24 protein-coding genes and 1 riboswitch are annotated in these 25,414 nt (G+C 64.7%); of the genes, 10 read left to right on the top strand and 14 right to left on the bottom strand.

Annotated features, from left to right (window positions below):
- Positions 1-19 precede the first annotated feature (19 nt).
- From ACQR1W_RS14435 to ACQR1W_RS14405, 7 genes are all read right to left on the bottom strand, one after another.
- Entirely contained in the window at positions 20-1,228 is a 1,209-nt protein-coding gene (locus ACQR1W_RS14435; RefSeq protein WP_434851395.1) for a vWA domain-containing protein, read from the bottom strand.
- Positions 1,225-2,094: an AAA family ATPase gene (locus ACQR1W_RS14430; protein ID WP_434851394.1), complete on the bottom strand. Its 870-nt coding sequence runs from the start codon at positions 2,092-2,094 to the stop codon at positions 1,225-1,227. The genes ACQR1W_RS14435 and ACQR1W_RS14430 overlap by 4 nt, the downstream gene beginning before the upstream one ends.
- 182 nt (positions 2,095-2,276) lie before the next feature.
- Positions 2,277-4,697: an aerobic carbon-monoxide dehydrogenase large subunit gene (locus ACQR1W_RS14425; RefSeq protein WP_434851393.1), complete on the bottom strand. Its 2,421-nt coding sequence runs from the start codon at positions 4,695-4,697 to the stop codon at positions 2,277-2,279.
- Positions 4,694-5,194: a (2Fe-2S)-binding protein gene (locus ACQR1W_RS14420; protein WP_434851392.1), complete on the bottom strand. Its 501-nt coding sequence runs from the start codon at positions 5,192-5,194 to the stop codon at positions 4,694-4,696. The genes ACQR1W_RS14425 and ACQR1W_RS14420 overlap by 4 nt, the downstream gene beginning before the upstream one ends.
- A 267-nt stretch (positions 5,195-5,461) precedes the next feature.
- Positions 5,462-6,325 carry an FAD binding domain-containing protein gene (locus tag ACQR1W_RS14415; RefSeq protein ID WP_434851391.1) on the bottom strand — a complete coding sequence of 288 codons (864 nt, stop codon included), beginning with the start codon at positions 6,323-6,325 and terminating at the stop codon, positions 5,462-5,464.
- Positions 6,326-6,536: 211 nt separating this feature from the next.
- Positions 6,537-7,754 (bottom strand): MHYT domain-containing protein, encoded by a 1,218-nt coding sequence (locus ACQR1W_RS14410; RefSeq protein WP_434851841.1) that lies wholly within the window; start codon positions 7,752-7,754, stop codon positions 6,537-6,539.
- A gap of 272 nt (positions 7,755-8,026) precedes the next feature.
- A complete protein-coding gene (locus ACQR1W_RS14405) occupies positions 8,027-8,638 on the bottom strand; it encodes a 6,7-dimethyl-8-ribityllumazine synthase (RefSeq protein ID WP_434851390.1) in 612 nt (203 codons plus the stop codon).
- Positions 8,639-8,715: 77 nt separating this feature from the next.
- A riboswitch (FMN riboswitch) is annotated at positions 8,716-8,882 on the bottom strand.
- A 403-nt stretch (positions 8,883-9,285) separates the two neighbouring features.
- Here ACQR1W_RS14405 and ACQR1W_RS14400 point away from each other — a divergent pair.
- Both ACQR1W_RS14400 and proC read left to right on the top strand, forming a co-directional pair.
- Positions 9,286-9,786 (top strand): YbjN domain-containing protein, encoded by a 501-nt coding sequence (locus tag ACQR1W_RS14400; RefSeq protein ID WP_008970740.1) that lies wholly within the window; start codon positions 9,286-9,288, stop codon positions 9,784-9,786.
- Between the two features lie 159 nt (positions 9,787-9,945).
- The gene (gene proC, locus ACQR1W_RS14395) at positions 9,946-10,773 is read left to right on the top strand and encodes a pyrroline-5-carboxylate reductase (RefSeq protein ID WP_434851389.1); all 828 of its coding nucleotides are present in this window, start codon (positions 9,946-9,948) and stop codon (positions 10,771-10,773) included.
- Between the two features lie 166 nt (positions 10,774-10,939).
- On the opposite strand, the gene ACQR1W_RS14390 is transcribed toward proC, so the two are convergent.
- The 4 genes from ACQR1W_RS14390 to ACQR1W_RS14375 all read right to left on the bottom strand — a co-directional run bounded on the left by ACQR1W_RS14390 (position 10,940) and on the right by ACQR1W_RS14375 (position 14,702).
- Positions 10,940-11,335, bottom strand: coding sequence for a thioesterase family protein (locus tag ACQR1W_RS14390; RefSeq protein WP_434851388.1), 396 nt, complete (start codon positions 11,333-11,335; stop codon positions 10,940-10,942).
- A 166-nt stretch (positions 11,336-11,501) separates the two neighbouring features.
- Complete coding sequence (locus ACQR1W_RS14385) at positions 11,502-11,705, bottom strand: tautomerase family protein (RefSeq protein ID WP_434851387.1); 204 nt, start codon at positions 11,703-11,705, stop codon at positions 11,502-11,504.
- Positions 11,706-11,823: 118 nt separating this feature from the next.
- Complete coding sequence (gene hisS, locus ACQR1W_RS14380; protein WP_434851840.1) at positions 11,824-13,257, bottom strand: histidine--tRNA ligase; 1,434 nt, start codon at positions 13,255-13,257, stop codon at positions 11,824-11,826.
- A 365-nt stretch (positions 13,258-13,622) separates the two neighbouring features.
- Positions 13,623-14,702, bottom strand: coding sequence for a branched-chain amino acid aminotransferase (locus ACQR1W_RS14375; RefSeq protein WP_008971319.1), 1,080 nt, complete (start codon positions 14,700-14,702; stop codon positions 13,623-13,625).
- Between the two features lie 335 nt (positions 14,703-15,037).
- Between ACQR1W_RS14375 and ACQR1W_RS14370 the strand changes: the two genes are divergently transcribed.
- The 3 genes from ACQR1W_RS14370 (at position 15,038) to ACQR1W_RS14360 (ending at position 18,009) form a co-directional block, all read left to right on the top strand.
- Positions 15,038-15,592 carry a MarR family winged helix-turn-helix transcriptional regulator gene (locus tag ACQR1W_RS14370; protein ID WP_434851386.1) on the top strand — a complete coding sequence of 185 codons (555 nt, stop codon included), beginning with the start codon at positions 15,038-15,040 and terminating at the stop codon, positions 15,590-15,592.
- Positions 15,589-16,320 (top strand): response regulator, encoded by a 732-nt coding sequence (locus ACQR1W_RS14365; protein ID WP_434851385.1) that lies wholly within the window; start codon positions 15,589-15,591, stop codon positions 16,318-16,320. The genes ACQR1W_RS14370 and ACQR1W_RS14365 overlap by 4 nt, the downstream gene beginning before the upstream one ends.
- Positions 16,321-16,620: 300 nt before the next feature.
- Complete coding sequence (locus tag ACQR1W_RS14360; RefSeq protein WP_008971322.1) at positions 16,621-18,009, top strand: ATP-binding protein; 1,389 nt, start codon at positions 16,621-16,623, stop codon at positions 18,007-18,009.
- Between the two features lie 255 nt (positions 18,010-18,264).
- On the opposite strand, the gene ACQR1W_RS14355 is transcribed toward ACQR1W_RS14360, so the two are convergent.
- The gene (locus ACQR1W_RS14355; protein WP_434851384.1) at positions 18,265-18,816 is read right to left on the bottom strand and encodes a DUF3617 domain-containing protein; all 552 of its coding nucleotides are present in this window, start codon (positions 18,814-18,816) and stop codon (positions 18,265-18,267) included.
- Between the two features lie 34 nt (positions 18,817-18,850).
- Complete coding sequence (locus tag ACQR1W_RS14350; RefSeq protein ID WP_434851383.1) at positions 18,851-19,168, bottom strand: hypothetical protein; 318 nt, start codon at positions 19,166-19,168, stop codon at positions 18,851-18,853.
- Positions 19,169-19,338: 170 nt separating this feature from the next.
- Here ACQR1W_RS14350 and ACQR1W_RS14345 point away from each other — a divergent pair, with 170 nt between their 5' ends.
- From ACQR1W_RS14345 to ACQR1W_RS14330, 4 genes are all read left to right on the top strand, one after another.
- On the top strand, positions 19,339-19,803 hold the full coding sequence (locus ACQR1W_RS14345; RefSeq protein ID WP_434851382.1) for a hypothetical protein: 465 nt from the start codon (positions 19,339-19,341) through the stop codon (positions 19,801-19,803).
- A 127-nt stretch (positions 19,804-19,930) separates the two neighbouring features.
- Positions 19,931-20,659 (top strand): ribonuclease T2 family protein, encoded by a 729-nt coding sequence (locus tag ACQR1W_RS14340; protein ID WP_434851381.1) that lies wholly within the window; start codon positions 19,931-19,933, stop codon positions 20,657-20,659.
- 214 nt (positions 20,660-20,873) lie between these two features.
- Complete coding sequence (locus ACQR1W_RS14335; RefSeq protein ID WP_434851380.1) at positions 20,874-21,746, top strand: 23S rRNA (adenine(2030)-N(6))-methyltransferase RlmJ; 873 nt, start codon at positions 20,874-20,876, stop codon at positions 21,744-21,746.
- Positions 21,747-21,985: 239 nt separating this feature from the next.
- Positions 21,986-22,201 (top strand): cold-shock protein, encoded by a 216-nt coding sequence (locus tag ACQR1W_RS14330; RefSeq protein WP_006612991.1) that lies wholly within the window; start codon positions 21,986-21,988, stop codon positions 22,199-22,201.
- A gap of 228 nt (positions 22,202-22,429) precedes the next feature.
- Here the strand turns inward: ACQR1W_RS14330 and ACQR1W_RS14325 are convergent, their stop codons facing one another.
- Positions 22,430-23,047 carry an outer membrane protein gene (locus tag ACQR1W_RS14325; protein WP_434851379.1) on the bottom strand — a complete coding sequence of 206 codons (618 nt, stop codon included), beginning with the start codon at positions 23,045-23,047 and terminating at the stop codon, positions 22,430-22,432.
- A gap of 245 nt (positions 23,048-23,292) precedes the next feature.
- Here ACQR1W_RS14325 and uvrC point away from each other — a divergent pair, with 245 nt between their 5' ends.
- Complete coding sequence (gene uvrC, locus ACQR1W_RS14320; RefSeq protein ID WP_434851378.1) at positions 23,293-25,356, top strand: excinuclease ABC subunit UvrC; 2,064 nt, start codon at positions 23,293-23,295, stop codon at positions 25,354-25,356.
- Positions 25,357-25,414 lie beyond the last annotated feature (58 nt).

Raw genomic sequence — 25,414 nt, 5'->3', positions numbered from 1 at the left:
TCTCTGCGCTGCACTCCCATCACAACCTCGCCAAATACGGCTCCAGCGCCCCGAGCGTTGCCAGCGTATGCGCGGGCGCGTAGAGGTCGACATGCGGCAGCGCGGCCTTGATGCCTTTCGCTTCGGGCGCATAGCCCTGCCAGCCGGCCATCGGGTTGAGCCAGACGATGCGGCGGCAGCGTCGCGCCAGCTGCGCCATTTCCCGTCCTAACAAGGCAGCGTCGCCGGTCTCGTAGCCGTCGGAGACGATCATCACGCAGGTGCGCGAATGGATCACGCGCGCGGCGTGCCAGCGATTGAAGCTCGAGAGGCTCTCGCCGATCCTGGTGCCGCCGCCCGCGCCCTGCGCCATCATCGAGAGCCGGTCGAGCGCACGCGCGGCATCCTTCTCCTTCATCGCGTCGGAGACGTGGACGAGCCGCGTGTGAAACAGGAACGCCTCGGCCTCGCGAAACTCATCCAGCACGCCATGGACGAAGCGCAGGAACACCGAGGTGTACAGGCTCATCGAGCCGGAGGCATCGAGCAGCACGACCAGCCGCAGCGGCTTGTCTTTTCGCTTTCTCTTGACCAGCGTGATCGGCACGCCGCCATGGCTGATATTGCGATGGATGGTGCGACGCAGATCGAGCCGTGCGCCGCGACGGCGCAGCCGATCCCGCCTTGTCAGCCGCGTGCGCATCGCTTTCGCCAAGCGCGCGGCGGCCTCATGCGCTTCTCGCACCTGGTCCGGATCAGCGAGCTTGCGGAAATCGGTCTCGGCGAGATTCTCGACAACAGAGGCGCCCTCTGCCCGGCCTTCGCTTCCAGCGGCTTGCGCCGCGTCATCCAGCGACGGCACTTGATCAGTCGCGGACGACGCGGCCGGCTGCATGCTGCCGGTGTCCTGCAGCGTCTTCAACGACGGACTGTTCGCCGTCTTGCTCGACCCTGAAACGTGTGAGCGCGATCGCACGCGCCGGTTCAGCCAGAATGCATCGAACAGGCCATCGAAGCGATCCCACTCGCTCTTCCCCGCCGACAACAGGTGCTTGAAGGCGGAGCGCAGCAGACCCGGCCTTTGCGCCAAACCGGACGCCATCACCGCCGCCGCATCCCGCCCCTCGGCCAGGCCCACGGCAAAGCCATTGTCGCGCAGCGTCTTCAGAAAAGCACTCAGCCGGCCTGCAACCAGGCGCGAGACCGCGTCCAGATCGCCTGGCTCGGGCGTGGTGCCGCAGCAGCTCATGCGACCCTCCCCAGCAGGCGCGCGGAAACCTCGCGCGTGATCCGGGCGCGATCCTCATGGGTCTTGAGCAGGCACATCAGGGTGTCGTGCACGATCTCCGGCTGGTCTTTGAGATCACGCACGTCGAGCCCGACCAGCGCGGCCGCCCAGTCGAGCGTCTCGGCAACGCCCGGCACCTTGCGCAGCTCCTCCTTGCGGACCGAGTTCACCATCTGCGCGATCTGCAGCGACAGCTGCGCCGAGGCGCCGTCGATCCGCGCCAGGATGATGCGCGCCTCGCGATCGACATCGGGATAGTCGACATAGTGGTAGAGGCAGCGCCGCCGCAGCGCATCGGAGAGCTCGCGCGTGCCGTTCGACGTCAGCACCACATGCGGAATCGAGGCCGCCTTGATGGTGCCAAGCTCAGGAATCGAGATCTGGAAATCGGAGAGCAGTTCGAGCAGAAACGCCTCGAATTCGTCATCGGCGCGATCGATTTCATCGATGAGCAGCACCGGCGGGGTGGCGCGGCGGATGGCTGATAGCAGCGGCCGTTCCAGCAGGTATTTTTCCGAAAAGATCTGATCCTCGATCTGCTCGGCATGGCCGCGATGCGCCTCGATCGCCAGCAGCTGGCGCTGGTAGTTCCACTCGTACAGCGCCTGCGACTGGTCCAGCCCTTCATAGCATTGCAGCCGGATCAGCTCGGTCGCGTGGACGCAGGCCAGCGCCTTGGCGACCTCGGTCTTGCCGACGCCGGCCTCGCCCTCGAGCAGCAGCGGACGCCTGAGCATCTGCATCAGCGCAATTGCAGTCGCAAGCTCGCCGTCGGCGATGTAGCCGCAGGCGGCGAGTCGTTCTGCGATCTGGTCGCGGGTTTTCATATTCGTAGCACGCTAGATGTATGTCAGCAGAGCGGCATCGGAAGTGAACTCCCCTCCCCCTTGCGGGGAGGGGTCGGGGGTGGGGGTCTCCGAGCGAGACTGCCCGTGGGGTACCCTCCTCCCTAACCCTCCCCCCGCAAGGGTGGAGGGAACGCACCTTCATCGCAGCAAGCACCGATTGACTACCCCACCACACCCAATTCCTTCGCCGCCTTCCAGTTGCGCCAGAAATCGTGGGGCATCTGAATGTGCGTCGAGCCCAGGAACGAGAACGCGTCATTCACCGCGTTGGAGAACGCCGGCACGCCGCCGACATTCGGGCTTTCGCCGACGCCCTTGGCGCCGATCGGATGATGCGGCGACGGTGTCACGGTGAAGTCGGTCTCCCAATGCGGCGTCTCCACCGCAGTCGGCATGAAGAAATCCATGAACGAGCCGGTGACGACGTTGCCGCCCTCATCGTAGCGGATCTCCTGCCCCATCGCGATCGCGAACGCTTCCGTCAGCCCGCCATGCACCTGGCCCTCGATGATCATTGGGTTGATGCGGGTGCCGCAATCATCCAGCGCATAGAAGCGCCGGACCTTGTAGACGCCGGTGTCGACATCGATGTCCATCACGCAGAGATAAGCGCCGAACGGATAGGTCATGTTGGGCGGATCGTAGTAGCTCACGGCCTCCAGCCCCGGCTCCATGCCCGGCGGCACCGAGTTATAGGCCGCCCAGCAGATGTCCTTCATCGACATCACCTTTTCCGGCAGCCCCTTGACGCGGAAGCCGTCGATGTCCCATTCGAGATCGTCCTCGTGGACCTCGAGCTTATAGGCTGCGATCATCTGCGCCTTGGCCTTGATCTTGCGCGCGGCCATCGCGATTGCCGCGCCCGCGACCGGCGTCGAGCGTGAGCCATAGGTGCCGAGACCATAGGGCGCGGTGTCGGTATTGCCCTCCTCCACCATGATATTGTCGGCGGGGATGCCGATCTCGGTGGCGATGATCTGAGCCCAGGTGGTCTCGTGACCCTGGCCCTGGCTCTTGGTGCCCATCCGCGCGATGCCGGCTCCGGTCGGATGCAGCCGGATCTCGCAAGAATCGAACATCGCGATGCCAAGGATATCGCAGTTCTTCGATGGTCCAGCACCGACGATCTCGGTAAAGAACGAGACACCGAGGCCCATGATCTCGCGGGTCTCGCCGCGCTTGAACGCCGCGCGCTTCTCCGCCTGTTCCTTGCGCAAGCTGGCGTAGTCGGTCGTCTCCATCATCTTGCGCATCGCGGTGTGATAGTTCCCGGAGTCGTATTCCCAACCAAGCGCGGAGTGATAGGGAAACTGCTCGGGCTTGACGAAATTCTTCAAGCGCAGCTTGGCTGGATCCATGTTGAGCTTCTGCGCCAGGATGTCCATCGCGCGCTCGATGCAATAGGCGGCCTCGGTGACGCGGAACGAGCAGCGATAGGCGACGCCGCCTGGTGCCTTGTTGGTGTAGATGCCGTCGACCACGCAATGCGCGACCGGGAAATCATAGGAGCCGGTGACGATGTTGAAAAAGCCGGCCGGCCATTTCGAAGGATCGGCGCAGGCGTCGAACGCGCCGTGATCGGCGAGCACGTGGACGCGTAGCCCGGTGACCTTGCCCTCTTTCGTCGCGGCGATCTCTGTGGTCATGTGGTAGTCCCGCGCGAACGACGTCGCGGTCAGGTTCTCTATCCGGTCCTCGACCCATTTCACTGGTTTGCCGGTGACGATCGATGCGACCGCCGCGCAGATGTAGCCGGGATAAGCGCCGACCTTGTTGCCGAAGCCGCCGCCGATATCGGGCGCGATGACGTGGATCTTCTGCTCCGGCAGTTTCGCGATCAGCGACACCACCGTGCGGATCACATGCGGCGCCTGGAAGGTACCCCAGATCGTCAGCTCGCCCTTGATCTTATCAAAGGAACAGACGCACTGGCAGGTCTCGAGCGGCGACGGATGGGTGCGGTGATAGGAGATCATCTCCTTGATCGTCACCTCGGCCTTGTTGAAGGCGGCGTCCGTCAGATCCTTGTCGCCGATCGCCCACTCGAAGATATGGTTGTGATGCTTGCGCGGGCCGTGCGCGCCTGATGTCTTGCCGGCGAGGTCCTCGCGCAAAACGGGCGCGTCAGAGTCCATGGCCTTGAACGGATCGATCAGCACCGGCAGCGGCTCGTACTCAACCACGACCTTGCTGACACCATCGTCAGCAGCATAGCGGTCGGTCGCAACCACGAACGCGACCTCCTGGTTCTGGAACAGCACCTTGCCGTCGGCGAGCACCATCTGCACGTCGCCGGCGAGCGTCGGCATCCAGGCGAGATTGACGGTCTTGAGGGTCTCGGCGGTGATGACAGCGAGCACGCCCGGCACTTTGAGCGCTTCGTCGGTATTGATCGATTTCACCCGCGCATGGGCATGCGGCGAGCGGACGAAATCGCCGTGCAGCATGCCCGGCAGCTTGACGTCGTCGACATAGTTGCCCTTGCCTTGGGTGAAGCGAATGTCCTCGACGCGCTTGCGCTTGCAGCCCATGCCTTCGAGCGCGGCTTCGCGTTGTTCCCGCGTGGGAGTCATGTCGTTCATTCCGCGGCCTCCTTGAATTCCACGCCATTGATCTTGGCGGCGGCGTATTGGATCGCCTTGACGATGTTCTGATAGCCGGTGCAGCGGCAGATGTTGCCGGAGATGCCGGCGCGGATCTCCTCTTCCGTCGGCTGTGGATTCTCCTTCAGAAGGCGATGCGCGCGCATGATCATGCCCGGCGTGCAGAAGCCGCATTGCAGCCCGTGCATCATGCGAAAGCCCTCCTGCAGCGGCGACAGCGTGCCGTCCGCATTGGCCATGCCTTCGATCGTGGTGATGTCGGCGCCCTGCGCCTGGACTGCGAACATCGTGCAGCTCTTCACGCTCATGCCATCGATGTCGACGGTGCAGGCGCCGCAATGGGTGGTTTCGCAGCCGATATGGGTGCCGGTGAGCTGGGCCTGCTCGCGCAGGAAATGCACCAGCAGCGTGCGCGGCTCGACGAGGCCTTCAACCTCGCTGCCGTTCACTTTCATGGTGACGTGGGTTTTGGGCATTGGTTGGTCCCTCAGGGGATTATTAGTTGGGCGGCAGGATTGATCCCGGTCGGAGCGACGATGTCGGTGCGCTCCCTCTCCCCGTTCTTACGGCGTCGCGACGAGCTTCGCTCGCGCTGAGAGGGTTGGGGTGGCAGACGCACAAGCGGTGCCAATTGTTAGACCTGTACCCCCTCACCCGGATTGCATCTGACGATGCAATCCGACCTCTCCCCGCAAGCGGGGCGAGGTTGCAGTGAGCATGCCGCGACAGCGCGCGCATATGTCTCACTTCGCCCGGCTGGCCGCGCGCTGAAGCGCGCGGATCACCATGACGCCGCCGACATGTTTGCGGTATTCGACCGGGCCGCGTGCGTCCGCTGCAGGCGCCATGATGGCGCGCGCCGCGTCGGCTGCCGCCTTCAGCGCCGCCGCATCCAGCGCCGTGCCGACCACCGCCTTGGCGGCGTCGGCCGCCAGCAGCGGCGTCTCATGCAGATTGGTCAGCCCGATCGCGCAGGTGGCCACCTTGCCGTTGGCCATCGTCAGCACCACGGCGGCCGCGGCCGTCGCGTAATCGCCCACTTTCCGTTTCAGCTTCTCATAGGCATAGCCATGGCCGGCTGGCGGCACCGGAATAGAGATTTCGGTCAGCAGCTCTCCCGGCTCGAGCGCGGTGAAATAGGCGCCCTGATAGAAGTCAGAGGCCGCGACCTCGCGTGCGCCGCTGGGGCCTTCGAGCTTGTAGCTCGCGCCCAGCATCATCATCAGCGCCGGCATGTCGTTGCCAGGATCGCCATTGGCGACGTTGCCGCCGAGCGTGCCGCGATAACGCACCTGCGGATCGGCGATCAGGCTTGCTGCTTCCTGCAGGATTGGCAGGCTGGCCCCGATCTCGTCGGAGGCGAGCAGTTCATGCTGGGTCGTCATCGCGCCGATGCGGATATGGCTGCCGTCGCGGCGGATGAACTTCAGCTCGCCCACGCCATGCAGATCGATCAGGTGTCCGGGGGTGGCAAGCCTGAGCTTCATCATCGGCACGAGGCTATGGCCGCCGGCGAGCGGCCGGGCTTCGTCGCCCAGGCTCGCGAGCAGCTTGACCGCGTCGGCCACGCTGTCAGGCCGGTGATAGCTGAATGGGCCAGGAATCATCCTTGTCCTCCCTTCTCTGGTTTTTCGTTCGCGCCGCGGTTGCTGCAGTTGCGAAGACCGCAGCGAGAGGCGCGTCGTTGAGCGGAGGCTTGTCCGGGATCGGGGCCGGCGCAATGCGCGCGGCACGAATGCAGCTCAAATCACATGAGTTGCCGCTCGCCGCGCACGAATTGCGTCAGCGCGAGCGACCTATTGCCGGGCGACGGGGACGCTAAGCGTGCCGCCGCACCAGCCCGAGGCGCGCCTTCACCTCGGCAATCTTGGCACGGCTGACAGGAACGCGATGCGGCGCGGGACCATCGAGCTCGATGATGGCGCCATCACCCTCCTTGCCGACAAAGCAGACATGGGAGATCGCCACGATGTGGCTGCGGTGCACCCGGATGAACAGGCTGGGATCGAGCTGCGCCTCGGCTTCCGAGATCGACCACGGGCACATGCGCTCGCGGGTGCCGTCATGTATTCTTGTATAATGAGCGTCGGCGCGGAGACTGCGGACCTCGCCGGCATCGATGAAATGGGTGCCGTTGGCGCCTTCGACCGGGAGCCGTGACGCTGCAAGCCGCGGCGGCTGGCCGATGCCGCCCAGCGGCGCCGGCATCAGGCGAACACTGTTTGGGAGCACCGCCGGCCCCTCGGGCGCCGCAGATGGCGCGACCTCGGCAATCGCCGGTTCCATGTTCGCTGCTGGGTCGGCCACTGCCTCGGCCTGCCGGCGCGGATCGGGCACGAGGGAGAGCAGGAAGCCGGCCGCGACCACAAAGCACAGCACGGCGACCACGATCGACAGCACTTGCTGCGAAGCAGCAAGGCCTGCGGCGACATGGTGATGCGCTTCTGCCGTGAGCGGCACGAAATGCATGCCGAGCATTGCAGTATAGTGCATGCCGGAGACGGCAACACCGAACGCGATCGCGCTGGCGGCGAGGCGCAGGCCGTCCTGTCGCGCCAGAAAGATGCGCAAGCCCCCATAGGCGGCCAGCATCGCGATCGCCACGGACAAGAGCACCATCAGCGGATCATGCGTGATGCCGAACTGCCCCGCGAGGCCGTGGATGCCGACATAGTGCATGCTGGCAATGCCGGTGCCGAGCAGCACAGCGGAGGGAATGATCCGTCGCGGTGACGGTTCGCCGATGCTGACGAAGAACAAGGAGACGCCGACCACCAGCGCGCAGATCAGGAACGAGACGATGGTCGGCAGCACCAGATACACGGCGTCAGCCGGAATCGGCGCGGCCATCACGCCGACGAAATGCATGGTCCAGATGCCGACCGCCAAAAATACGGCGGCTCCGGACAGCAACACGCGGCGGTTCACGCCCGCCGCGTCCCGAATGCGCGCGGTCAGGCTGAAGCCGGTGTAGCCGCCCAGGATCGCGATCGCCACCGACAACGCGACAAGAAAGGGATCGTGTCCGTCGAACATGATGCTTGGCCAGCCCGTCGCCACGGACCAGCGTCCTCCCATCGCCGACTTTATAGGTGCGGCGGTGAAGATGACAACCAAATGGACCGGGCATGATCGCGGCGGGAAGATCGCGCTTCCGGATGGCGGGGAAGGATCGTCCAGGTGCTTCTTTGATTTGGCTCGGTAACGACCCAAACGTCGGTGTCGTCCCGGCGTTCGCCGGGACGACAGCTCATTTGTCGCGATAGCTGTAACCGCCCCAGGCCTTGCTTTCCCTTGCTTTCGCCGGACTACATGATCCCCGCCGCCACCTGGCCGCGCAGACGCTCGAGGCTCAGCAGCGTGTTGGCGCAGGCCTCGGCGACCTCGATGCCCTTAACCGCGAAATGCTTGCGGAAGAACTCGAAATGCGCCTGCGTCTCGTGGAATTGCTGCGGCGTCAGCACCGCCGAGAACACCGGCACTTCCGTTCGCAACTGCACATCCATCAGCGCCTTGATCACGGTGTCGGCGACGAATTCGTGCCGGTAGATGCCGCCATCGACGACGAGCCCGGCGGCCACGATCGCCGTGTAGCGGCGGGTCTTGGCCAGGAGCTGTGCATGCAGCGGGATCTCGAACGACCCCGGCACCTCGAAGACGTCGACGCGCTCGCGTGCGATATGGCGCGCCTCGATTTCGGCGAGGAAGGCGATGCGGCACTCGGCCACGACATCGCGATGCCAGGCCGACTGCACGAAGGCGACGCGCTGCGGCTTGGTGAAACGCGGATGCGACAGCGTCGGCGGCGCCTCGTCCGGCGGACTTGGCTCAGCGGGAACCGCCGCCTGCGGAACGGCTCCAATGGCTTCGGTTTCGGCTTGTTCGATTTCAGCTTGGGGGTCTTGCAACATCTGATTCATGGTTGTCCTCGTTTGAGACCAGAATCAGGGCATACGGAACGACGACGCCCCCGCGCATGAACGCGCGAGGTGCCGGGACCCGTTCTCTTTCATCCGGACTGTAACCGTCGGCCTCGGAGTCGCACCGAATCTGCTGACCCTTGCCGGATCGCAAGATCAGGCAAGGCGCTCGCGGGCTTGGGCACCCCGATCGGGGAGCGCCCTTACCGCCGGTGGGGAATTCCACCCCGCCCTGAGAACATGGGCCGTCCGGCTGGACGACCCGTCCCAAATATGCCGGGCGCCGTCGGGCCGGGCAAGTTCCTTGGCCTGGCGAAAGCCGACCACCGGCCATGCATCTGCGGCCGTCCCGGTTCCTGGACGGGCGAGTCAAATCGGTCACATCGAGCAAAGTTCGGCGAATCCGATTCCGTTTTGTTCTCGGCGGGCCGAAATCCACAGGCCGGATGAGCTGTGGACGAAATGGGGTTTCGTTGTGGACGGATTCAGCGTGCAGTTGCGCCGATTCCGCAAATCACATCAGTTTGTTCGCGCAACGCCCGGGGTTCGCCCGGGACTGCAAGCCGGTTGCGATTGGCGCCTGAAGGGCGCGGGCCGGGTCGCCGCGTATGTACCACCGAGAACAAAAGACAAGAGGTCGAGACGGCATGTCCTTGCTCGAAGGCATCATCGATTCCGGGAACGATCCGCTGACCGTGGTCGAGACCATTGCTGCCGACAACAACTGGGCGTTCGAACGCTCCGGTATCGACGAAATAACGATCGCCTCAAGGGGGCAATGGACGGACTATCAGCTCTCCTTCACCTGGATGGCCGAGATCGAGGCACTGCATCTCGCCTGCGCCTTCGACATGAAGATTCCGGAAATGCGGCGCGCGGAGGTGCAGCGGCTGATCGCCGCGATCAATGAGCAGCTCTGGCTCGGGCATTTCGACATCTGGACCCATACCGGCATGGTGATGCACCGCCAGGCGCTGGTGCTGCCCGGCGGCATCACCGCCTCGGAGCGCCAGTGCGCCAGCATGCTCGACGGCGCCATCCACGCCTGCGAGCGCTATTTCCCGGCCTTCCAGTTCGTGGTCTGGGCCGGGAAATCGACTCAGGAGGCGATGGCCGCGGCGCTGTTCGACACCGAGGGCGAGGCATAGGCCTCCCGCCTCTCGTTCAGTGTCGTCCCGGCGAACGCCGGGACCCATACCGCGTGATTTCTCTGTGCGAGCAAGCTGCTTGTCGCTCTGCCATCGCTCCACTAGAACCGCTGGTGGTTATGGGTCCCGGCTCAAGGCCGGGACGACAGCTTGTGTGCGGTGACAGCAGTGAACAACAACACACTCCAGACCATCAGCGGCACTATCGTGCTCGCCGGCGCGGGCAAGATGGGCGGCGCGATGCTGACCGGCTGGCTTTCGCAGGGACTCGATCCGTCGCGCGTGGTGGTGATCGATCCTGCGCCGTCGGACGAGATCCGCGCGCTTGGCGCCAAGGGTGTGCGGCTCAATCCAACTGATGCAGCGGACGCCGACACGCTGGTCGTTGCGGTCAAGCCGCAGATGTTCCGGGACGTCGCGCCTGCGCTGAAGCGCTGGGTGTCGCCGGCAACGCTGGTGGTCTCGATCATGGCCGGCACCACCATCGGCGCCCTGCAGGAACTCTGCGGCGGCGCTGTCGTGCGGGCGATGCCGAACACGCCGGCTGCGATCGGCCGCGGCATCACCGTGGCGGTGCCCGCAAGCGATGTCAGCGCCACCCAGCGCGCCACCGCGGACGCGCTGTTGCGCGCCACCGGCGCGGTCGAATGGGTCGGCGAGGAGAGCCTGATGGACGCGGTCACCGCCGTATCGGGCTCGGGCCCGGCCTACCTGTTCCTGCTCGCCGAAGAACTCGCCCGCGCCGGCGTCGCCGCCGGCCTGCCGGAAGCGCTGGCGACGAAGCTCGCGCGCGACACGGTCTCAGGCGCGGGCGAGCTGCTGCACCGGTCGGATCTTTCGGCCGCGACCTTGCGCCAGAATGTCACCTCCCCCGGCGGCACCACCGCGGCGGCACTCTCGGTGCTGATGGGCGCGGATGGCTTCGCTCCGCTGCTCGAACGTGCGGTTGCAGCCGCGACGGCGCGGTCGAAGGAATTGGCGAAATAGAAACCGCGCCCCTCATCGTCATTGCCGGGCTTGACCCGCCTGCGCGGCCGAAGCCGCTTCGGCGAGGCGAAGGCCCGGCAATCCATCATCTTCGTAAGAACTATTTGAGTTCATTCATTCGATGGATGCGCGGGTCAAGCCCGCGCATGACGAATCTTTTTCGCCGCTACACCACCCCGAACCGCTTCTTGAATTGCGCGACGTTGACGAGCCCGCGGCCGTGCCGGCCCTCGCCGATCTTGAGATCGCCGTGAAACGCTGCGACCGCAAAGCGGATCACGCGGCGCTCGACCTCGATGACTTCGGCCGTGGTGCGGATGGTGGCGCCGACGGGCGCAGCCGCCAGGTGCTTGACCTCGACCTCGGTGCCGACCGTCACCCAGCCCTCCGGCAGCGCGGCGCTGATCGCATCGCCCGATGTCATCTCCATTTCCAGGATCATCATCGGCGTCGCATAGACCATCGGCATATGCGCCAGGAAATGCCCGACCGTGCGCTCCGGCGGCACCACCAGGATGCGTTCGGCACGCAGACCGATCTTGATGATGTCACGTGCGTCCATGACTGCTCCGAATTCCGCTCTCGTCCCGGACAAGCGCGCGGCGCGCGTGGGCCGATCCGGGATCCATAGCCACCGGCCTTGCGGTCGGCACGCCGTGGGGACAGCTGCCGTCACAACACGCGGCGGTGGCTATGGGTCCCTACTTTCGCAGGGACGACAGTCGGGCTTATTTCTTCTGTTCTGCGGCGCGCTCGACGAAGGTCTTGCCGCCCTTCATCTTGTGCGACAGCGGCGCCTCGTTGATCTGAATCACCACGGCGTCCGCATCGACGCCGAGATGCGTCACCAACGCCTTGGTGATGTCGCGCATCATGTTGGCCTTCTGCTCGTCGGTGCGGCCGGCGGCCATGTTCACGGTGATCTCAGGCATTCCTATCGCTCCCTGTCCACTCGTCATTGCCGGGCTCGATCCGGCAATCCATCGCTTAATCGAGGACCATCATTTGGAAGATGGATACGCGGGTCAAGCCCGCGTATGACGCGTTCGATTATCCCCAGCTCACATCATGGCGAGCGAGCACCTCGCGCACTCCGGCGATCAGCTCGTCCTCCTTGCAGGAGAATTGCGCCGGACGGCTCTCGCGCCATTCCTGGTTGGAGGCGATCGCGGCGGCCGCCTTGGCGCCTTCGATCAGATCCTTGATCTGCACCTCGCTGCGCGCCTTTTCGTCCGAGCCCTGGATGATGACGCAGGGCGCGTTGCGGCGGTCGGCATATTTGAGCTGATTGCCCATGTTCTTGGGATTGCCGAGATAGAGCTCGGCGCGGATGCCGTGATTGCGCAGCTTGGACACCATCGCCTGATAGTCGGCAACGCGATCGCGATCGAACACGGTCACGACCACGGGACCGAACGCCGGGCGCGTATCGAGCTTGCCGAGCATCGTCAGCGCGGCCTGCAGCCGCGACACGCCGATGGAGAAACCGGTTGCCGGCACCAGTTCGCCACGGAAACGCGAGACGAGGCCATCATAGCGCCCGCCACTGCCGACCGAGCCGAACCGCACCGGACGCCCCTTCTCGTCTTTGGTTTCCAGCGTCAGTTCGGTCTCGTATACTGGGCCGGTGTAGTATTCGAGGCCACGCACGACCGACGAGTCGAAGCTGATGCGGTCGTAGCGGTAGCCCGCACTCCAGAACAGCTTGGCCATCTGGGCGAGCTCATCGATGCCCTCCTGGCCGGTCTTGGACGAGCCGACGACTTCGCGCCATTGCGCAAAGCTGACATCCCAACCGCTGCCATTGTCACCGCTGGGATCGGCATATTTGCTGCCGACATAAGAGAGAACGGCTTCGGCTTGCTGATCGCTCAAGCCCGCGCCCTTGGTGTAGTCACCACTCTCGTCCTTGCGGCCTTCGCCGAGCAGCTTCCTGATCTCCTCGATCGGAAACTTGTCGGCCTTGTCGATCGCGCGCAGCACGGTGAGACGACGGCCGATATTGTCATCGCCGCCGATACCGATGCCCTCCATGACACCGTCGAGGACCTTGCGGTTGTTGACGCGCACGACGTAGTCGCCGCGCGCAATGCCAAGCGCCTCCATCGTATCCGCGGCCATCATGCAATTTTCGGCGTCAGCCGCGACGGTCGGCGCGCCCACCGTATCGGCATCGAACTGCATGAACTGGCGGAAGCGGCCGGGGCCTGGCTTCTCGTTGCGGAACACATAGCCCGCACGATAGGAGCGATAGGGCTTCGGCAGCGTATCGAAATTCTCCGCCACGTAGCGGGCGAGCGGCGCGGTGAGATCGTAGCGCAGCGAGATCCACTGCTCGTCATCGTCCTGGAACGAGAACACGCCCTCGTTCGGGCGGTCCTGGTCGGGCAGGAACTTGCCGAGCGCATCGGTGTATTCGAACGCGGGCGTCTCCACCGGCTCGAAACCGTAACGCTCGTAGACGGCGCGGATCTTCTCCACCATCTCACGCGTGGCCGCGATCGCGGCGGGACCGCGATCCTCCAGCCCGCGCGGCAGCCGCGCCTTCAATTTCTGTGGTTTTTTGGGTTTGTCGGACATGGCGGCTTGGTAGCAGCCGTGGCACATGGCGGCAACCGCCGCTGACGTGCTTCAGTCCTGCGAGTTGCTCAGATGTGGCGAGCGCACCCTTTCGCCGCGCATGCGGTGCGCTCCTTCCCCCCTGCGGGGGAGGGTTGGGGTTGGGGGGTCCATACGGGCAGTCTTCGCGGAGACCCCCACCCCCAACCCCTCCCCGCAAGGGGGAGGGGAGCGCACCGCTATCGCGGACACAGTTCACCCTTTCACCGGCAGGCGGAAGGGAGCGTCAGTCACTTCACCTCGCGGATCCAGCTGTGGGGATCGGCGGTGCGGCCATACTGGATGTCGACCAGCTTCTTGCGCAGTCCCATTGCGACCGGGCCGGCTTCGCCGCCATTGATGACGAAATCGCCGCTCGTCGAACGCACCTTGCCGATCGGCGAGATCACGGCTGCCGTGCCGCAGGCGAAGGCCTCCTTCAGCCGGCCGCTCTTGGCATCCGCGCGCCACTGGTCGATCGAATAGGCCTCCTCGCGCACCTCGGTGCCGGCATCCTTCGCGAGCGCGATGATGGAATCGCGGGTGATGCCGGGCAGGATGGTGCCGAGCGGTGGTGTCGCAAGCGAGCCGTCGTCGAACACGAAGAACACGTTCATGCCGCCGAGCTCCTCGACATAGCGGCGCTCGAGCGCGTCGAGGAAGACGACCTGGTCGCAGCCATGCTCGATCGCCTCGGCCTGGGCGCGCAGGCTCGCCGCGTAATTGCCGCCGCATTTGACGGCGCCGGTGCCGCCGATCGCGGCCCGCGTGTAATTCTCCGATGCCCAGATCGACACCGGCGCAGGCCCGCCCTTGAAATAGGAGCCGACCGGCGAGGCGATGACGGCGAAGATGTATTCCGCCGACGGCTTCACGCCGAGGAAGACCTCGCTCGCGATCATGAAGGGCCGCAGGTACAGGCTGCCCTCCCCGCCCGGGATCCAGGCGCGGTCGATGCGCACGAGTTGCTCGACGGCGTCGATGAAGACGGGCTCGGGCAGCGGCGCCATCGCCATGCGCTCGGCCGAATTGTGGAAGCGTTTGGCATTGGCATCGGGGCGGAACAGGTTCACCCCGCCGTCGTCGCGCTTGTACGCCTTGAGGCCTTCGAAAATCTCCTGCGCATAGTGCAGAACGGCCGTGGCCGGATCGAGCGGGAAGTTCGCCCGCGCCACGATGCGTGCATCATGCCAGCCCTTCGCCTGATTGTAGCGGACCACGGCCATGTGATCGGTGAAGACCCGGCCAAAGCCGGGGTTTGCGAGCTTGGCTGCGCGCTCCTCTGCGGAGGTCGGATTGGGTGTCGGCTGGATTTCGAAATTCAAGCTCATGTTCTTGCTCCCCGCTGGGCTGGCCATCGCGAGTTCTGGCACCGACCGGTCCGGTCGGCACTGCTGGCTTCGTCGGTCTGGACTTCGCCACCAGCTTGGGGCCGGTTGCCTGCCAGCAGGTCGATGAGGACGCGCTTTTGTGCCAGGCGGAAGTCCAGTATGTTTGCCGATATGCCGCTCGACAACACGGTAGATCAATGCGCGGCCCTTGCCGTCCCTCCGGGCGGACTCAGGCCTGTTCAGTCACGTCTTGAGACACGTCGCTCGCCGGCTAAACGATCTAAAATTTCGCCGTGAGCGAATGTTTTGTAACATTGAACCTCAGAAACGTCAACATGGCTGACATAAATTTCTCGACTCGTCCCGACAGCCCCGATTCGCGGGCTCCCGAGCCGCAGGCTGCGGCGGCGGACGAGCGGCCGTTGCGCTGGGACATCATCGAGCTCCTGTTCTTCGCCTATCGCGATTTCGTCGGCGATGCCGACCACGAGCTGGAAGCCTTCGGCTTCGGGCGCGCGCATCACCGCGTCATGCATTTCGTCACCCGCTATCCCGGGCTGAAGGTCGCCGATCTCCTGGAGGTGCTGCGCATCACCAAGCAGTCCTTGGGGCGCGTGCTCAAGCAGCTGCTCGACGAGGGCTACATCGTGCAGAAGACCGGCAACAACGACCGCCGGCAGCGCCTTCTTTTTGCCACCGCCAAGGGCGAGGCCCTGGTGGCAAAGCTGGCGGGCCTGCAGACCCGGCGCATCGATCGCGCGCTGGAGCAGGTCGGGCCAGCTGGCGCGGATAAGGTTCGCCAGTTCCTGCGCGCGATGATCGATCGCGACGATCCGGACAAGGTGCTGGAAGCGATCTTCAAGACACCCGTCGCCACCGCAAAGGAGTGATCGTGCCGCTCGCCGCCATCGCCACTCGTGCTCCGCAGACCCCCGCCGACGACGCGCCGCACCTCCTGCTCGTCGATGACGACCGCCGCATCCGCGATCTGTTGTCGCGCTTCCTGCGCGGCGAAGGCTACCGCGTCACGACCGCGATGAGCGCGAGCGACGCCCGCGCCAAGCTCACCGGCCTGCACTTCGATCTGTTGATCCTGGACGTGATGATGCCCGGCGAGAGCGGCTTCGACCTTGCCCGCTTCATCCGCACCCAGTCCTCGGTACCGATCGTGATGCTGACGGCGCGCTCCGAACCGGACAGCCGCATCGAGGGGCTGCAGCTCGGCGCCGACGACTACGTGGCCAAACCGTTCGAGCCGCGCGAGCTGGCGCTGCGCATCGGCAATATCCTGAAGCGCGCTGCGCCGCCGCCGGCGGAAGAGGTGATCGAGCAGGTCAGCTTCGGCCCCTTCGTCTATCATCTGTCACGCGGCGAGCTGAAACAGGGCGAGGAGGTCATCCACCTCACCGACCGCGAGCGCGAGATGCTGCGTATCCTCGCCAATGCCCGCGGCGAGACCGTGCCCCGCGGGGCGCTCACCGGCAACGGCACCGTCAACGAGCGCGCGGTCGACGTGCAGATCAACCGTCTCAGACGCAAGCTCGAGACCGACCCGGCGAATCCGCTGTTCCTGCAGGCCGTGCGCGGCATCGGCTATCGGCTGATGACGTCGGCTTGAAGGGATTGCGGTAAGAGCGAAGCAGGCAAACAACATGTTCGCGCTGGATCTGTTCGAGCCGCTCTCGCGCAGCGGTGACGTTAACCACCCTCGCCCCTTGTGGGAGAGGGTGGCAGCCGAAGGCTGCCGGATGAGGGGTTCTCTTCTCATTGCAAATCGGCGATTGCCGCGCGAACCCCTCACCCGAGCACATATGTCGCAAGCTGCAGCGATGCCCTCTCCCACAAGGAGAGAGGGCGCAGTCTTGCGCATCGCGAGCGCCACGCCAGCAGTTTCGACACGTCCGCAACGTTGCCGCAAATGACCACGCTCGACACCGGTCTCACTCTGATCCGCACCGCCTCGCGCCGCGTGTCCGCCGCGAATGGCTGGATGGGCCATGCGTTCAAGAGCTGGATGCCGACCGGGCTCTATGCCCGCGCGCTCCTGATCATGATCGTGCCGATGGTGATCCTGCAGACCGTGGTGGCCGGCGTGTTCATGGAGCGGCATTGGAACACGGTGACACGGCGGCTGTCGGCCGCCGTCGTGCAGGACGTCGCCGCGCTGATCGACATCTACAAGGCCTATCCACAGGACAAGGACCACACCATGCTCCGCCGCATCGCGCAGCAGCGGCTCAATTTGGTGGTCGACTTCCTGCCTGCCGGCGACATGCCGCCGCCGGGGCCGAAGCCGTTCTTCAACCTGCTCGACCAGTCGCTGTCGGGACAGATCGGCCGCCAGATCAGCCGCGCCTATTGGATCGACACTGTCGGCCGCTCCAATCTGGTCGAGATCCGGATTGCGCTCGACGACGCGGTGATGCGGGTGTTCGCGCAGCGCAGCGCGGCCTATGCGTCCAACACCGACATCTTCCTGTTCTGGATGGTCGGCACTTCGTCGATCCTGCTGATCGTCTCGGTGCTGTTCCTGCGCAACCAGATCAAGCCGATCCTGCGGCTGGCGGACGCGGCAGAAAGCTTCGGCAAGGGCCGCGAGGCGCCGAACTTCCGGCCACGCGGCGCACGCGAGGTGCGGCGCGCAGCACATGCCTTCATCGAGATGAAATCGCGCATCGAGCGCACGATGGAGCAGCGCACTGCGATGCTCGCCGGCGTGTCCCACGATCTGCGCACCATCCTCACCCGCTTCAAACTCGAGCTCGCCTTGTTCGGCGACGGGCCCGAGATCGACGCGATGCGTAAGGACATCGACGAGATGTCGGGCATGTTGGAGGACTATCTCGCCTTCGCGCGCGGCGACGGCGGCGAGGTGGCGCAGCCGACCGACATCTCGAACGCGCTGGAGGAGCTGCGCAGCAACGCCGAGCGTGACGGCCACACCGCCTCAGTCTCGTTCCGCGGCTTGCCGGTCGTCACCGTGAAGCCGCAGGCGCTGAGGCGCTGCGTCGGCAATCTCGTCTCCAATGCGGCGCGCTACGCCAACACGATTTCAATCTCCGGCCATCGCGATCATCGCTATCTCACGATCACGGTCGACGATGACGGCCCGGGCATTCCGCTGGCGATGCGCGAGGAGGTCTTCAAGCCGTTCCTGCGGCTCGACAATGCGCGCAACCAGGACGAGGGCGGCACGGGCCTCGGCCTTGCGATCGCGCGCGACATCGCCCGCTCTCATGGCGGCGACATCATGCTGGGCGACAGCCCGATGGGCGGCCTGCGCGCGACGGTTCGGATTCCGGTGTGAACGCCGCCGCCCCGGATACATCTGTCATTCCAGCCAAGTGAACTCCCGGCAACGCGTAGCGTTGTCCGGAGGCGAACGCGAGCCGGGATCCCTACGCCGCGGCCTTGCGGTCGAGCGCAGGTGGGCAAGGTTCTGCAAACACAACAGGCGGCTGTGGTTATGGGTCCCTGCTTTCCGCAGGGACGACACCGCATCTGTTGAAGCGCTGGCGATTGATACTGACGACATGAAGCCGATCAGTCGTGGATATGCATCCTACTGCTTCACGCCGGGGATCAGGCCCTTGAGCTTGTCGGCGTCCTTGACGTTGAGCTTGAAGCCGCCGCCCGGCATCACGATGTCACCGGGCTTCTGATCTGGCTTGCAGGCGCCGAGCCATTTCGCCTCGATGGCCATGGTCCCATCGCGTCCCGCGGCACCGGCGGCGCCGCCCTGGATGTGCGACGTGGTCTTGACCGTGTAGGCAGAATTGAAGTCGCCGACGATCTCGGCATGCGACGTCGTGGTCATGCCGCCGACGTTGCAGACGGAATCGCTGACATAGCCGGTCGCCGTCTTCTGGATGTCCTGCTTGGAGCAGATCTGCTTGGCCATCGGCGAGACCATGTTGTTCAGGTCCTTGTCGGTGGTCTCGTCGGTGCAGTGCTGCATGGTCATCTCCGGCATCTGCGAGCCGGTCCGGATCATCTTCATTTCCCACAGGCCCGGCTTACGGGTCGGCAGTTCGACAGCGGATGCGCCAGCGAACGGCGCAACCAGCAGCGCGCCGCACCCCAGCAGTCCCAAACCAACGCGTACGCGGATCATGATCTCGTCCCGGCGCTCGTGCCGCCCCTTCGGCTCAGTAAAGCGTACGCAGCGGATGCTGCGCCGAGCCATACGGCACCCAGCGGCAGGAGAACGACAGATAGCCACCATATTGGGCGTCGACGGCCAGGAATTTCACGACCTTGCCATAGGACGCGCAGTGGTCGACCGCCAGTTGACGCGCATCCGCGGTCTGGGCGAGCGAATAGGCGATGATGCCGCCGGTGTCGTTGCCCTTGAAGGCCGGCACCCAATCGGCCCGCGCCGGACCTGCCGTCAGCATCGCGCCAACGGCCATGAGCCCCGCGGCCTTCAAAATGGCGTCAAAAATCCAGGGCTTGGTCATCCGCATTGCAATCTCCCATCCGTTGGGCCGCATCCTAAAGGGCCTGCCCGCGCAAGAAAAGAACACCGCGTGCGGTGTCCCCCGACTTGTCGTGAAGTGTTGCTGCCCTGCACTTGACCCGTTGCGGCCAGCGTTGCACGTTCCCCCCTTCCCAGACTAGCTTTTGCGGATGGCCTATGCGCGACCTCAGCCTCTCGTTCAAGACCCTCGGTGCCGCTTGCGGCGCACTGCTCGGCGTCGTCGTTGCCACCGCACCGGCCCGGGCCGCCAACCCGCTCGAGTTGAACTTCTGGCTGTCAGGCCCGAAATATGACGGCCGCGTTGCGCCCTGCGAGGCGGCGGTGTCGACGGTCGTTCACGACTTCGAGGAGAAGGAAAGGACCTTCTGGAATTCGTCGCTGACCATCACGGGCATGAGCAATGTGCACGAGATCGCGTTCCGGCCCTGGCAGTCCGACAATATTCCGCGGCGGTACTGCACCGGCACCGCGATGGTGAGCGACGGCAAGGTGCGCACCGTCAATTTCTCGATCATCGAGGATGGCGGCTTCGCCGGCTACGACCAGGGCGTCGAGTTCTGCGTCGTCGGTCTCGACCGCAACTGGGCCTATGGCCCGGGCTGCCGCTCCGCGAAGCCCTGATCGTTCGGCCGCCGGCCGAGGGTCCGGCATCGCAGGCAGATGCGGGCGCGCATCATCTTGAATTTTGTTCTTGAATTGTTCCCCTCTCCTGGTAGAGTTCTCGCCATGTTCCTGGGGGAGCTCACCCATGTTTGATTGCCCTGATGATCTGCCAGGCTTTTCCGGCCACAGCCTGCGCAAGCTTCGCGTCCTCGCCGCTCTCGCTCTGAGCGGGCTTGCGCTGTGTTCGACCCAAGTCTCGACAGCACAGGCGCAAGATCGCCGCCAGAACGCGCCAGGCGCGTTCGATTTCTACGTGCTGTCGCTGTCGTGGTCGCCATCGTTCTGCGCCGAGGCCGAGGAGCGCGGCAATGGCGGCCGGTCACAGCAATGCAGCGGCCGCCCCTACTCCTTCGTCGTGCACGGGCTGTGGCCGCAATATGAGAGCGGCTATCCGGAATATTGCGAACAGCCGGCGCCGCGGCTGCCGCGCAATATCATGACATCGATGCTCGACCTGATGCCGGCGCCCGGGCTGATCTACAACGAGTGGGACAAGCATGGCACCTGCTCCGGGATGCCGGCCAAGGCCTATTTCGAGACGGTTCGCAAAGCCCGTGCGGTGATCAAGATTCCACCGGAGTTTCTCGAATTATCCGAGCCCAAGACGGTGACACCGGCCGCGGTCGAGGAGGCCTTCATCAAGGCGAACCCGAATCTCACCAATTCCGCCATCGCGGTGACCTGCAACCGCACCCGGCTCAGCGAAGTCCGGATCTGTCTCACCAAAGAGCTGCAATTCCGTTCTTGCGACGAGATCGATCGCCAGGCCTGCCGCCGCGACGACGTGACGATGCCGCCGCTCCGGGGTGGCTAGTTGGCGCGAGGGCCCTGATGCCTGGCTTGGCAGGCTCCGGGGACGGCAGGCTCAAGGGACAGGACCTCGTCCTTGAGTAGCCCACCGAGGACGAGCGTTGCGACGGACGGGCCGCGGAGAGATCGCGGCCGAGCTTCTTCCCGATGTGATGGCCGGCCTTTCCGACGGGACGATGCGGGGTTGCTTTCGTCCCAGGACATCGTAACTCACGTCGATGAATTATCGTCACGCCTTTCATGCCGGCGGCTTCGCCGACGTCATCAAGCACATCGTGCTCACGCGCATCCTGATCTATCTGCAGGAGAAGGAGGCCGCCTTCCGCGTGATCGACACCCATGCCGGCGCGGGCCTCTATGATCTCACCAGCGAGGAGGCCAGCCGCAGCGGCGAATGGCGGACGGGTATCGCCCGCATCATGCAAGCGCGCTTTTCCGATTCTGCGCTTCCGCTGGTTGCGCCCTATCTCGACATCGTCAGGGCCTTCAATCCCAGAGCCGAGCTGGTCGCTTATCCCGGCTCTCCGCTGATCGCGCGCGCCATGCTTCGGCCGCAGGATCGCATGACCGCCTGCGAGCTCGCGCCGATCCCGCGCAAGCATCTGATCGATGCGCTCCGGCGCGATACCCAGGCTCGCATCGTCGATCTCGATGGCTGGGTGGCGCTGCCGGCCTTCGTGCCGCCGAACGAGCGGCGCGGACTGGTGCTGATCGATCCGCCCTTCGAAGCAAAGGATGAGTTCGAGCGCCTCGGTGAGCGGTTCGCGGCCGCGTTCGCAAAATGGCCGACCGGTGTGTATTTGATCTGGTATCCGGCGAAGAGCCGGCGCGCGACTGATGAGTTGGCTCAGCGTTTGGCGGATCTTACTGCGGCGGCGAAGCCGCCCGGTAAATTGCTACGCATCGAGTTCAGTGTCGCGCCGCAGATCGCCGGCGAGGGGCTGGCCTCGACCGGGCTTCTGGTCGTTAACCCGCCCTGGACCTTGTACGACGAGCTCAGGACTATTTTGCATGAGTTGGAGAAACCGCTTGGCCAGGGCGGCACGGCGCGTTTCCGGCTTGAGTTCCCGAAAGCTTCGCCCGGCAATTAGTGGAAAATCCGTAGTCAATCGGCGCGGAACCGTATTAAACTAGCCGATTGTAAGACTGGCTTTACGTTCCGCTTCCGCGAATGGTTGCGGCGGGGTGATCAAGGCCGAACAAGATCCAAATGACCCGGTATGTGTGATGCCGGCTCGTTAAGGTGGCCACGCTTTCCGTTCAAGTGATGTCCGGTCGGACCCTGCGCAGGTCGCGCAGTGGAGGAAGCATTGCGGGGGAGGAGTTCCCGATGGCCATGACTGGTACGGTCAAATTTTTCAATGGTGAGCGTGGATACGGTTTCATCAAGCCGGACGATGGCGGGCGCGACGTGTTCGTGCACATCACGGCAGTGGAGCGTGCCGGGTTGAAGGATTTGACCGAAGGACAGCGGATCAGCTTCGAGGTTGAACCGGACAAGAAGGGCAAGGGCCCGAAAGCGGTCAACCTGGTGCTGTCGTCGTAGCGTCCCGGATCGCCATTCGTCCGCCGTGGATGCGGCCGGCGAAGGCGACAGGCGAAGAATACGAACGTCCTTTTATTAGTCGATTGAACCTGGGAGCCGCAGGCGGCAGAGCCGGCTCTTATGCGAGGCAACACGGTTGCCGAATTCGCACAGGCGTCGTCGTGCCAAAAAAATTTCCGGCCGCTGACGGCGGCCGGAAGTCCATGTTGTTGCCGTTTCTTCTTCCTATCAGAAATGGAAGTTGATGCCTGCGCGCACCACTCCGAACCGATAGTCGTTCTTCGCCCCCGTGACCACGAAATTGCTGCTGTCGAGATCGACATAGAGATATTCGATCTTGGCGGTCCAGTTCTGCGCCAGCCCGAACTCGGTGCCTGCGCCCAAGGTCCAGCCGACCGTCGAATGCGATTCCGACAGTCCGAAGGTTTCGCCGCGCAGCTCGCCGAAGGCGAGACCGCCAGTGCCATAGAACAGGATGTTGCTGAAGGCATAGCCGGCGCGGCCGCGCAACGTGCCGAACCACGGATTGGAGAACTTCCACGGCGCGAAGGTATCGTTGGCGCCGGTCAGGTTGATATCGCCTTCGACGCCGAACACCCAGGGCCCGGTCTGCCAATTATATCCCGCCTCGATCCCACCGGTGATCCCCGACGGCTTGGTCGGATTGTTGCCGACCTCGCCCCAGGCGTAGCCGAGCGTGCCGCCAAGATACGGGCCGGCCCAGCTATAGGCGTTGAGAGGCTGATTCAGGGTGTAGCCGCGCGGCGCATAATTGAGATCAGCGGCCTGCGCCGACACCGCTCCGAGCGCGCCAAGGGCGACCGCACCCGTAACCAACCTGTTCATCGTCAACTCCACGCGACACCGTCACCTGCCGCTCCGCGCGTGCCTGTATGGCGCGGCGTTCGACCGGCATGGTTACGGAACTCCAGCTTTTTTCGTGAAGATTTATCGAGAGTTTGAGGTTAAAGCCTCATTAAGCCCGGTTACCGGCCGCTTAACGTCCTTAACGGACCGTTACCGCCGCGCCTGTGAATGGCGGTCGCACCGATGCTGGCGTGAGCCGCCGCCAAGGCTTAAATTCGTAGATCATGACCACCCACAGCTCCGATCCGCCCAAGGCGCCCGCGCCCGAGACCAGGCGCGCCGCTGCGGCGGACCTGCCGCCTCAGACCCTGGAAGCGCCCGACATCGATCCTGCCGCCTCGTCCACCGACGAGGACGATGAAGGACGCCTGCCCGAGCTGACGGAGGAGAGCACCGAAGCGGTTGCCGAAGGCCCGCTGGCGATCGGCCATGAGGCGATCGAGAAGGCGGTGCGGCTCGCACCGACCTCGCCTGGCGTCTATCGCATGCTCAATGCGAACAATGACGTGCTCTATGTCGGCAAGGCCAAGAACGTCAAAAAGCGCCTGTCGTCCTATGCAAGGCCCAACGCGCCGCTGCCGGCGCGCATCCTGCGCATGATCGCAGCGACGGTGAACGTCGAGATCGTCTCGACCACGACCGAGACCGAGGCGCTGCTGCTCGAGGCCAACCTGATCAAGCAGCTAAAGCCGCGCTTCAATGTGCAGCTGCGCGATGACAAATCGTTCCCCTACATCCTGATCACCGGCGATCATTGGGCGCCGCAGATCCTCAAGCACCGCGGCGCGCAGTCGCGGCCGGGGCGCTATTTCGGCCCCTTCGCCTCGGCCGGCGCCGTCAACCGCACCATCACGGCGCTGCAGCGCGCCTTCCTGATCCGCTCCTGCACCGATTCATTCTTCGAGAGCCGCACCCGCCCCTGCCTGCTCTATCAGATCCGCCGCTGCGCCGGGCCCTGCACCGGTGAGATCGATTTCCCCGGCTATACCGAGCTGGTGCGCGAGGCGACCGACTTCCTGTCCGGGCGCAGCCATGCGGTGAAGCAATTGCTGGCGGCTGAAATGGAGAAGGCGTCAGGCGAGCTCGAATTCGAAACCGCGGCGGTCTATCGCGACCGCCTGGCGTCGCTGTCGGCGATCCAGTCGCAGCAGGGCATCAATCCGCGCACGGTCGAAGAGGCCGACGTGTTCGCCATCCATCAGGAGGGCGGCTATTCCTGCGTCGAGGTGTTCTTCTTCCGCACCGGCCAGAACTGGGGCAACCGTGCCTACTTCCCGCGCGCGGAAAAGACCTTCACGCCCGAGGAGGTCCTGGCCGCCTTCCTCACCCAGTTCTACGACGACAAGCCGCCGCCAAGACTGATCCTGCTGTCGCATGAGATCGAGGAGACCGAACTCCTCGCCGAGGCGCTCTGCGCCAAGGCCGGGCACAAGGTCGAGGTGTCGACGCCCAAGCGCGGCGAGAAGAAGGAGCTGGTCGCGCATGCGCTGACCAATGCGCGCGAGGCCCTGGGGCGCAAGCTCGCGGACACCGCGACGCAGAGCCGGCTGTTGGAGGCGATGGCCGCGACTCTCAGCCTGCCCAAGATGCCGAAGCGGATCGAGGTCTACGACAACAGCCACATCCAGGGCACCAACGCGGTCGGCGCAATGATCGTCGCCGGCCCCGACGGCTTCATCAAGAACCAGTACCGCAAGTTCAACATTCGCTCCGAGGGGCTGACGCCCGGCGACGACTACGCGATGATGAAGGAGGTGCTGCAACGCCGGTTCAAGCGGCTGCTTGCGCCGTCCGAAAAGGATACTGCGCGCGCCAAGGAGGACGAGGTTCAGCAGCGGCCCGACCTCGTCATCATCGACGGCGGCCGCGGCCAGCTCAACGCTGTCCGAGAAATCTTCACCGAGCTCGGCGTGACCGATGTCGCGCTGATGTCGGTCGCCAAGGGGCCGGACCGCGACGCCGGCCGCGAGACCCTGTTCATCCCCGAGCGCGAGGCGATCAAGCTCGAGCCGCGTGATCCCGTGCTGTATTTCATCCAGCGCCTGCGCGACGAGGCGCATCGGTTCGTGATCGGCTCGCATCGCAAGCTGCGCAAGAAGGACATCCGCGAGGCCGGCCTGCAGGAGATCCCGGGCATCGGGCCGGCGCGCAAGCGCGCGCTGCTGTTGCATTTCGGCACGCTGAAGGAGATCGAGCGCGCCTCCATCGCCGATCTCGGCAAGGTTCCGGGCGTCTCGGCCGAAAGCGCGCGGAAGATTTTCGAGTATTTCCACAGCCAGCCGAATTAGGTCACTGGTCCGCAAATATGGCCGGAACCAAGGCCGGGTCGCCTTACTTCACCCAAAT

It is taken from the genome of Bradyrhizobium sp. HKCCYLS1011 (genome assembly GCF_051167795.1).
Classification (GTDB): Bacteria; Pseudomonadota; Alphaproteobacteria; order Rhizobiales; family Xanthobacteraceae; genus Bradyrhizobium.
This window is presented reverse-complemented; position numbering and strand designations above follow the sequence as displayed.

Coding starts and splice junctions, on each gene's coding strand:
- ACQR1W_RS14435 (WP_434851395.1), bottom strand. CDS start 1,228: ATGAGCTGCTGCGGCACCACGCCCGAGCCAGGCGATCTGGACGCGGTC.
- ACQR1W_RS14375 (WP_008971319.1), bottom strand. CDS start 14,702: ATGAGCTTGAATTTCGAAATCCAGCCGACACCCAATCCGACCTCCGCA.
- ACQR1W_RS14370 (WP_434851386.1), top strand. CDS start 15,038: ATGGCTGACATAAATTTCTCGACTCGTCCCGACAGCCCCGATTCGCGG.
- ACQR1W_RS14350 (WP_434851383.1), bottom strand. CDS start 19,168: ATGCGGATGACCAAGCCCTGGATTTTTGACGCCATTTTGAAGGCCGCG.
- ACQR1W_RS14420 (WP_434851392.1), bottom strand. CDS start 5,194: ATGCCCAAAACCCACGTCACCATGAAAGTGAACGGCAGCGAGGTTGAA.
- ACQR1W_RS14425 (WP_434851393.1), bottom strand. CDS start 4,697: ATGAACGACATGACTCCCACGCGGGAACAACGCGAAGCCGCGCTCGAA.
- ACQR1W_RS14355 (WP_434851384.1), bottom strand. CDS start 18,816: ATGATCCGCGTACGCGTTGGTTTGGGACTGCTGGGGTGCGGCGCGCTG.
- ACQR1W_RS14385 (WP_434851387.1), bottom strand. CDS start 11,705: ATGCCTGAGATCACCGTGAACATGGCCGCCGGCCGCACCGACGAGCAG.
- ACQR1W_RS14390 (WP_434851388.1), bottom strand. CDS start 11,335: ATGGACGCACGTGACATCATCAAGATCGGTCTGCGTGCCGAACGCATC.
- ACQR1W_RS14360 (WP_008971322.1), top strand. CDS start 16,621: ATGACCACGCTCGACACCGGTCTCACTCTGATCCGCACCGCCTCGCGC.
- ACQR1W_RS14325 (WP_434851379.1), bottom strand. CDS start 23,047: ATGAACAGGTTGGTTACGGGTGCGGTCGCCCTTGGCGCGCTCGGAGCG.
- ACQR1W_RS14405 (WP_434851390.1), bottom strand. CDS start 8,638: ATGAATCAGATGTTGCAAGACCCCCAAGCTGAAATCGAACAAGCCGAA.
- ACQR1W_RS14410 (WP_434851841.1), bottom strand. CDS start 7,754: ATGTTCGACGGACACGATCCCTTTCTTGTCGCGTTGTCGGTGGCGATC.
- uvrC (WP_434851378.1), top strand. CDS start 23,293: ATGACCACCCACAGCTCCGATCCGCCCAAGGCGCCCGCGCCCGAGACC.
- ACQR1W_RS14330 (WP_006612991.1), top strand. CDS start 21,986: ATGGCCATGACTGGTACGGTCAAATTTTTCAATGGTGAGCGTGGATAC.
- ACQR1W_RS14415 (WP_434851391.1), bottom strand. CDS start 6,325: ATGATTCCTGGCCCATTCAGCTATCACCGGCCTGACAGCGTGGCCGAC.
- ACQR1W_RS14345 (WP_434851382.1), top strand. CDS start 19,339: ATGCGCGACCTCAGCCTCTCGTTCAAGACCCTCGGTGCCGCTTGCGGC.
- ACQR1W_RS14400 (WP_008970740.1), top strand. CDS start 9,286: ATGTCCTTGCTCGAAGGCATCATCGATTCCGGGAACGATCCGCTGACC.
- ACQR1W_RS14430 (WP_434851394.1), bottom strand. CDS start 2,094: ATGAAAACCCGCGACCAGATCGCAGAACGACTCGCCGCCTGCGGCTAC.
- ACQR1W_RS14340 (WP_434851381.1), top strand. CDS start 19,931: ATGTTTGATTGCCCTGATGATCTGCCAGGCTTTTCCGGCCACAGCCTG.
- ACQR1W_RS14335 (WP_434851380.1), top strand. CDS start 20,874: ATGAATTATCGTCACGCCTTTCATGCCGGCGGCTTCGCCGACGTCATC.
- hisS (WP_434851840.1), bottom strand. CDS start 13,257: ATGGTGGAGAAGATCCGCGCCGTCTACGAGCGTTACGGTTTCGAGCCG.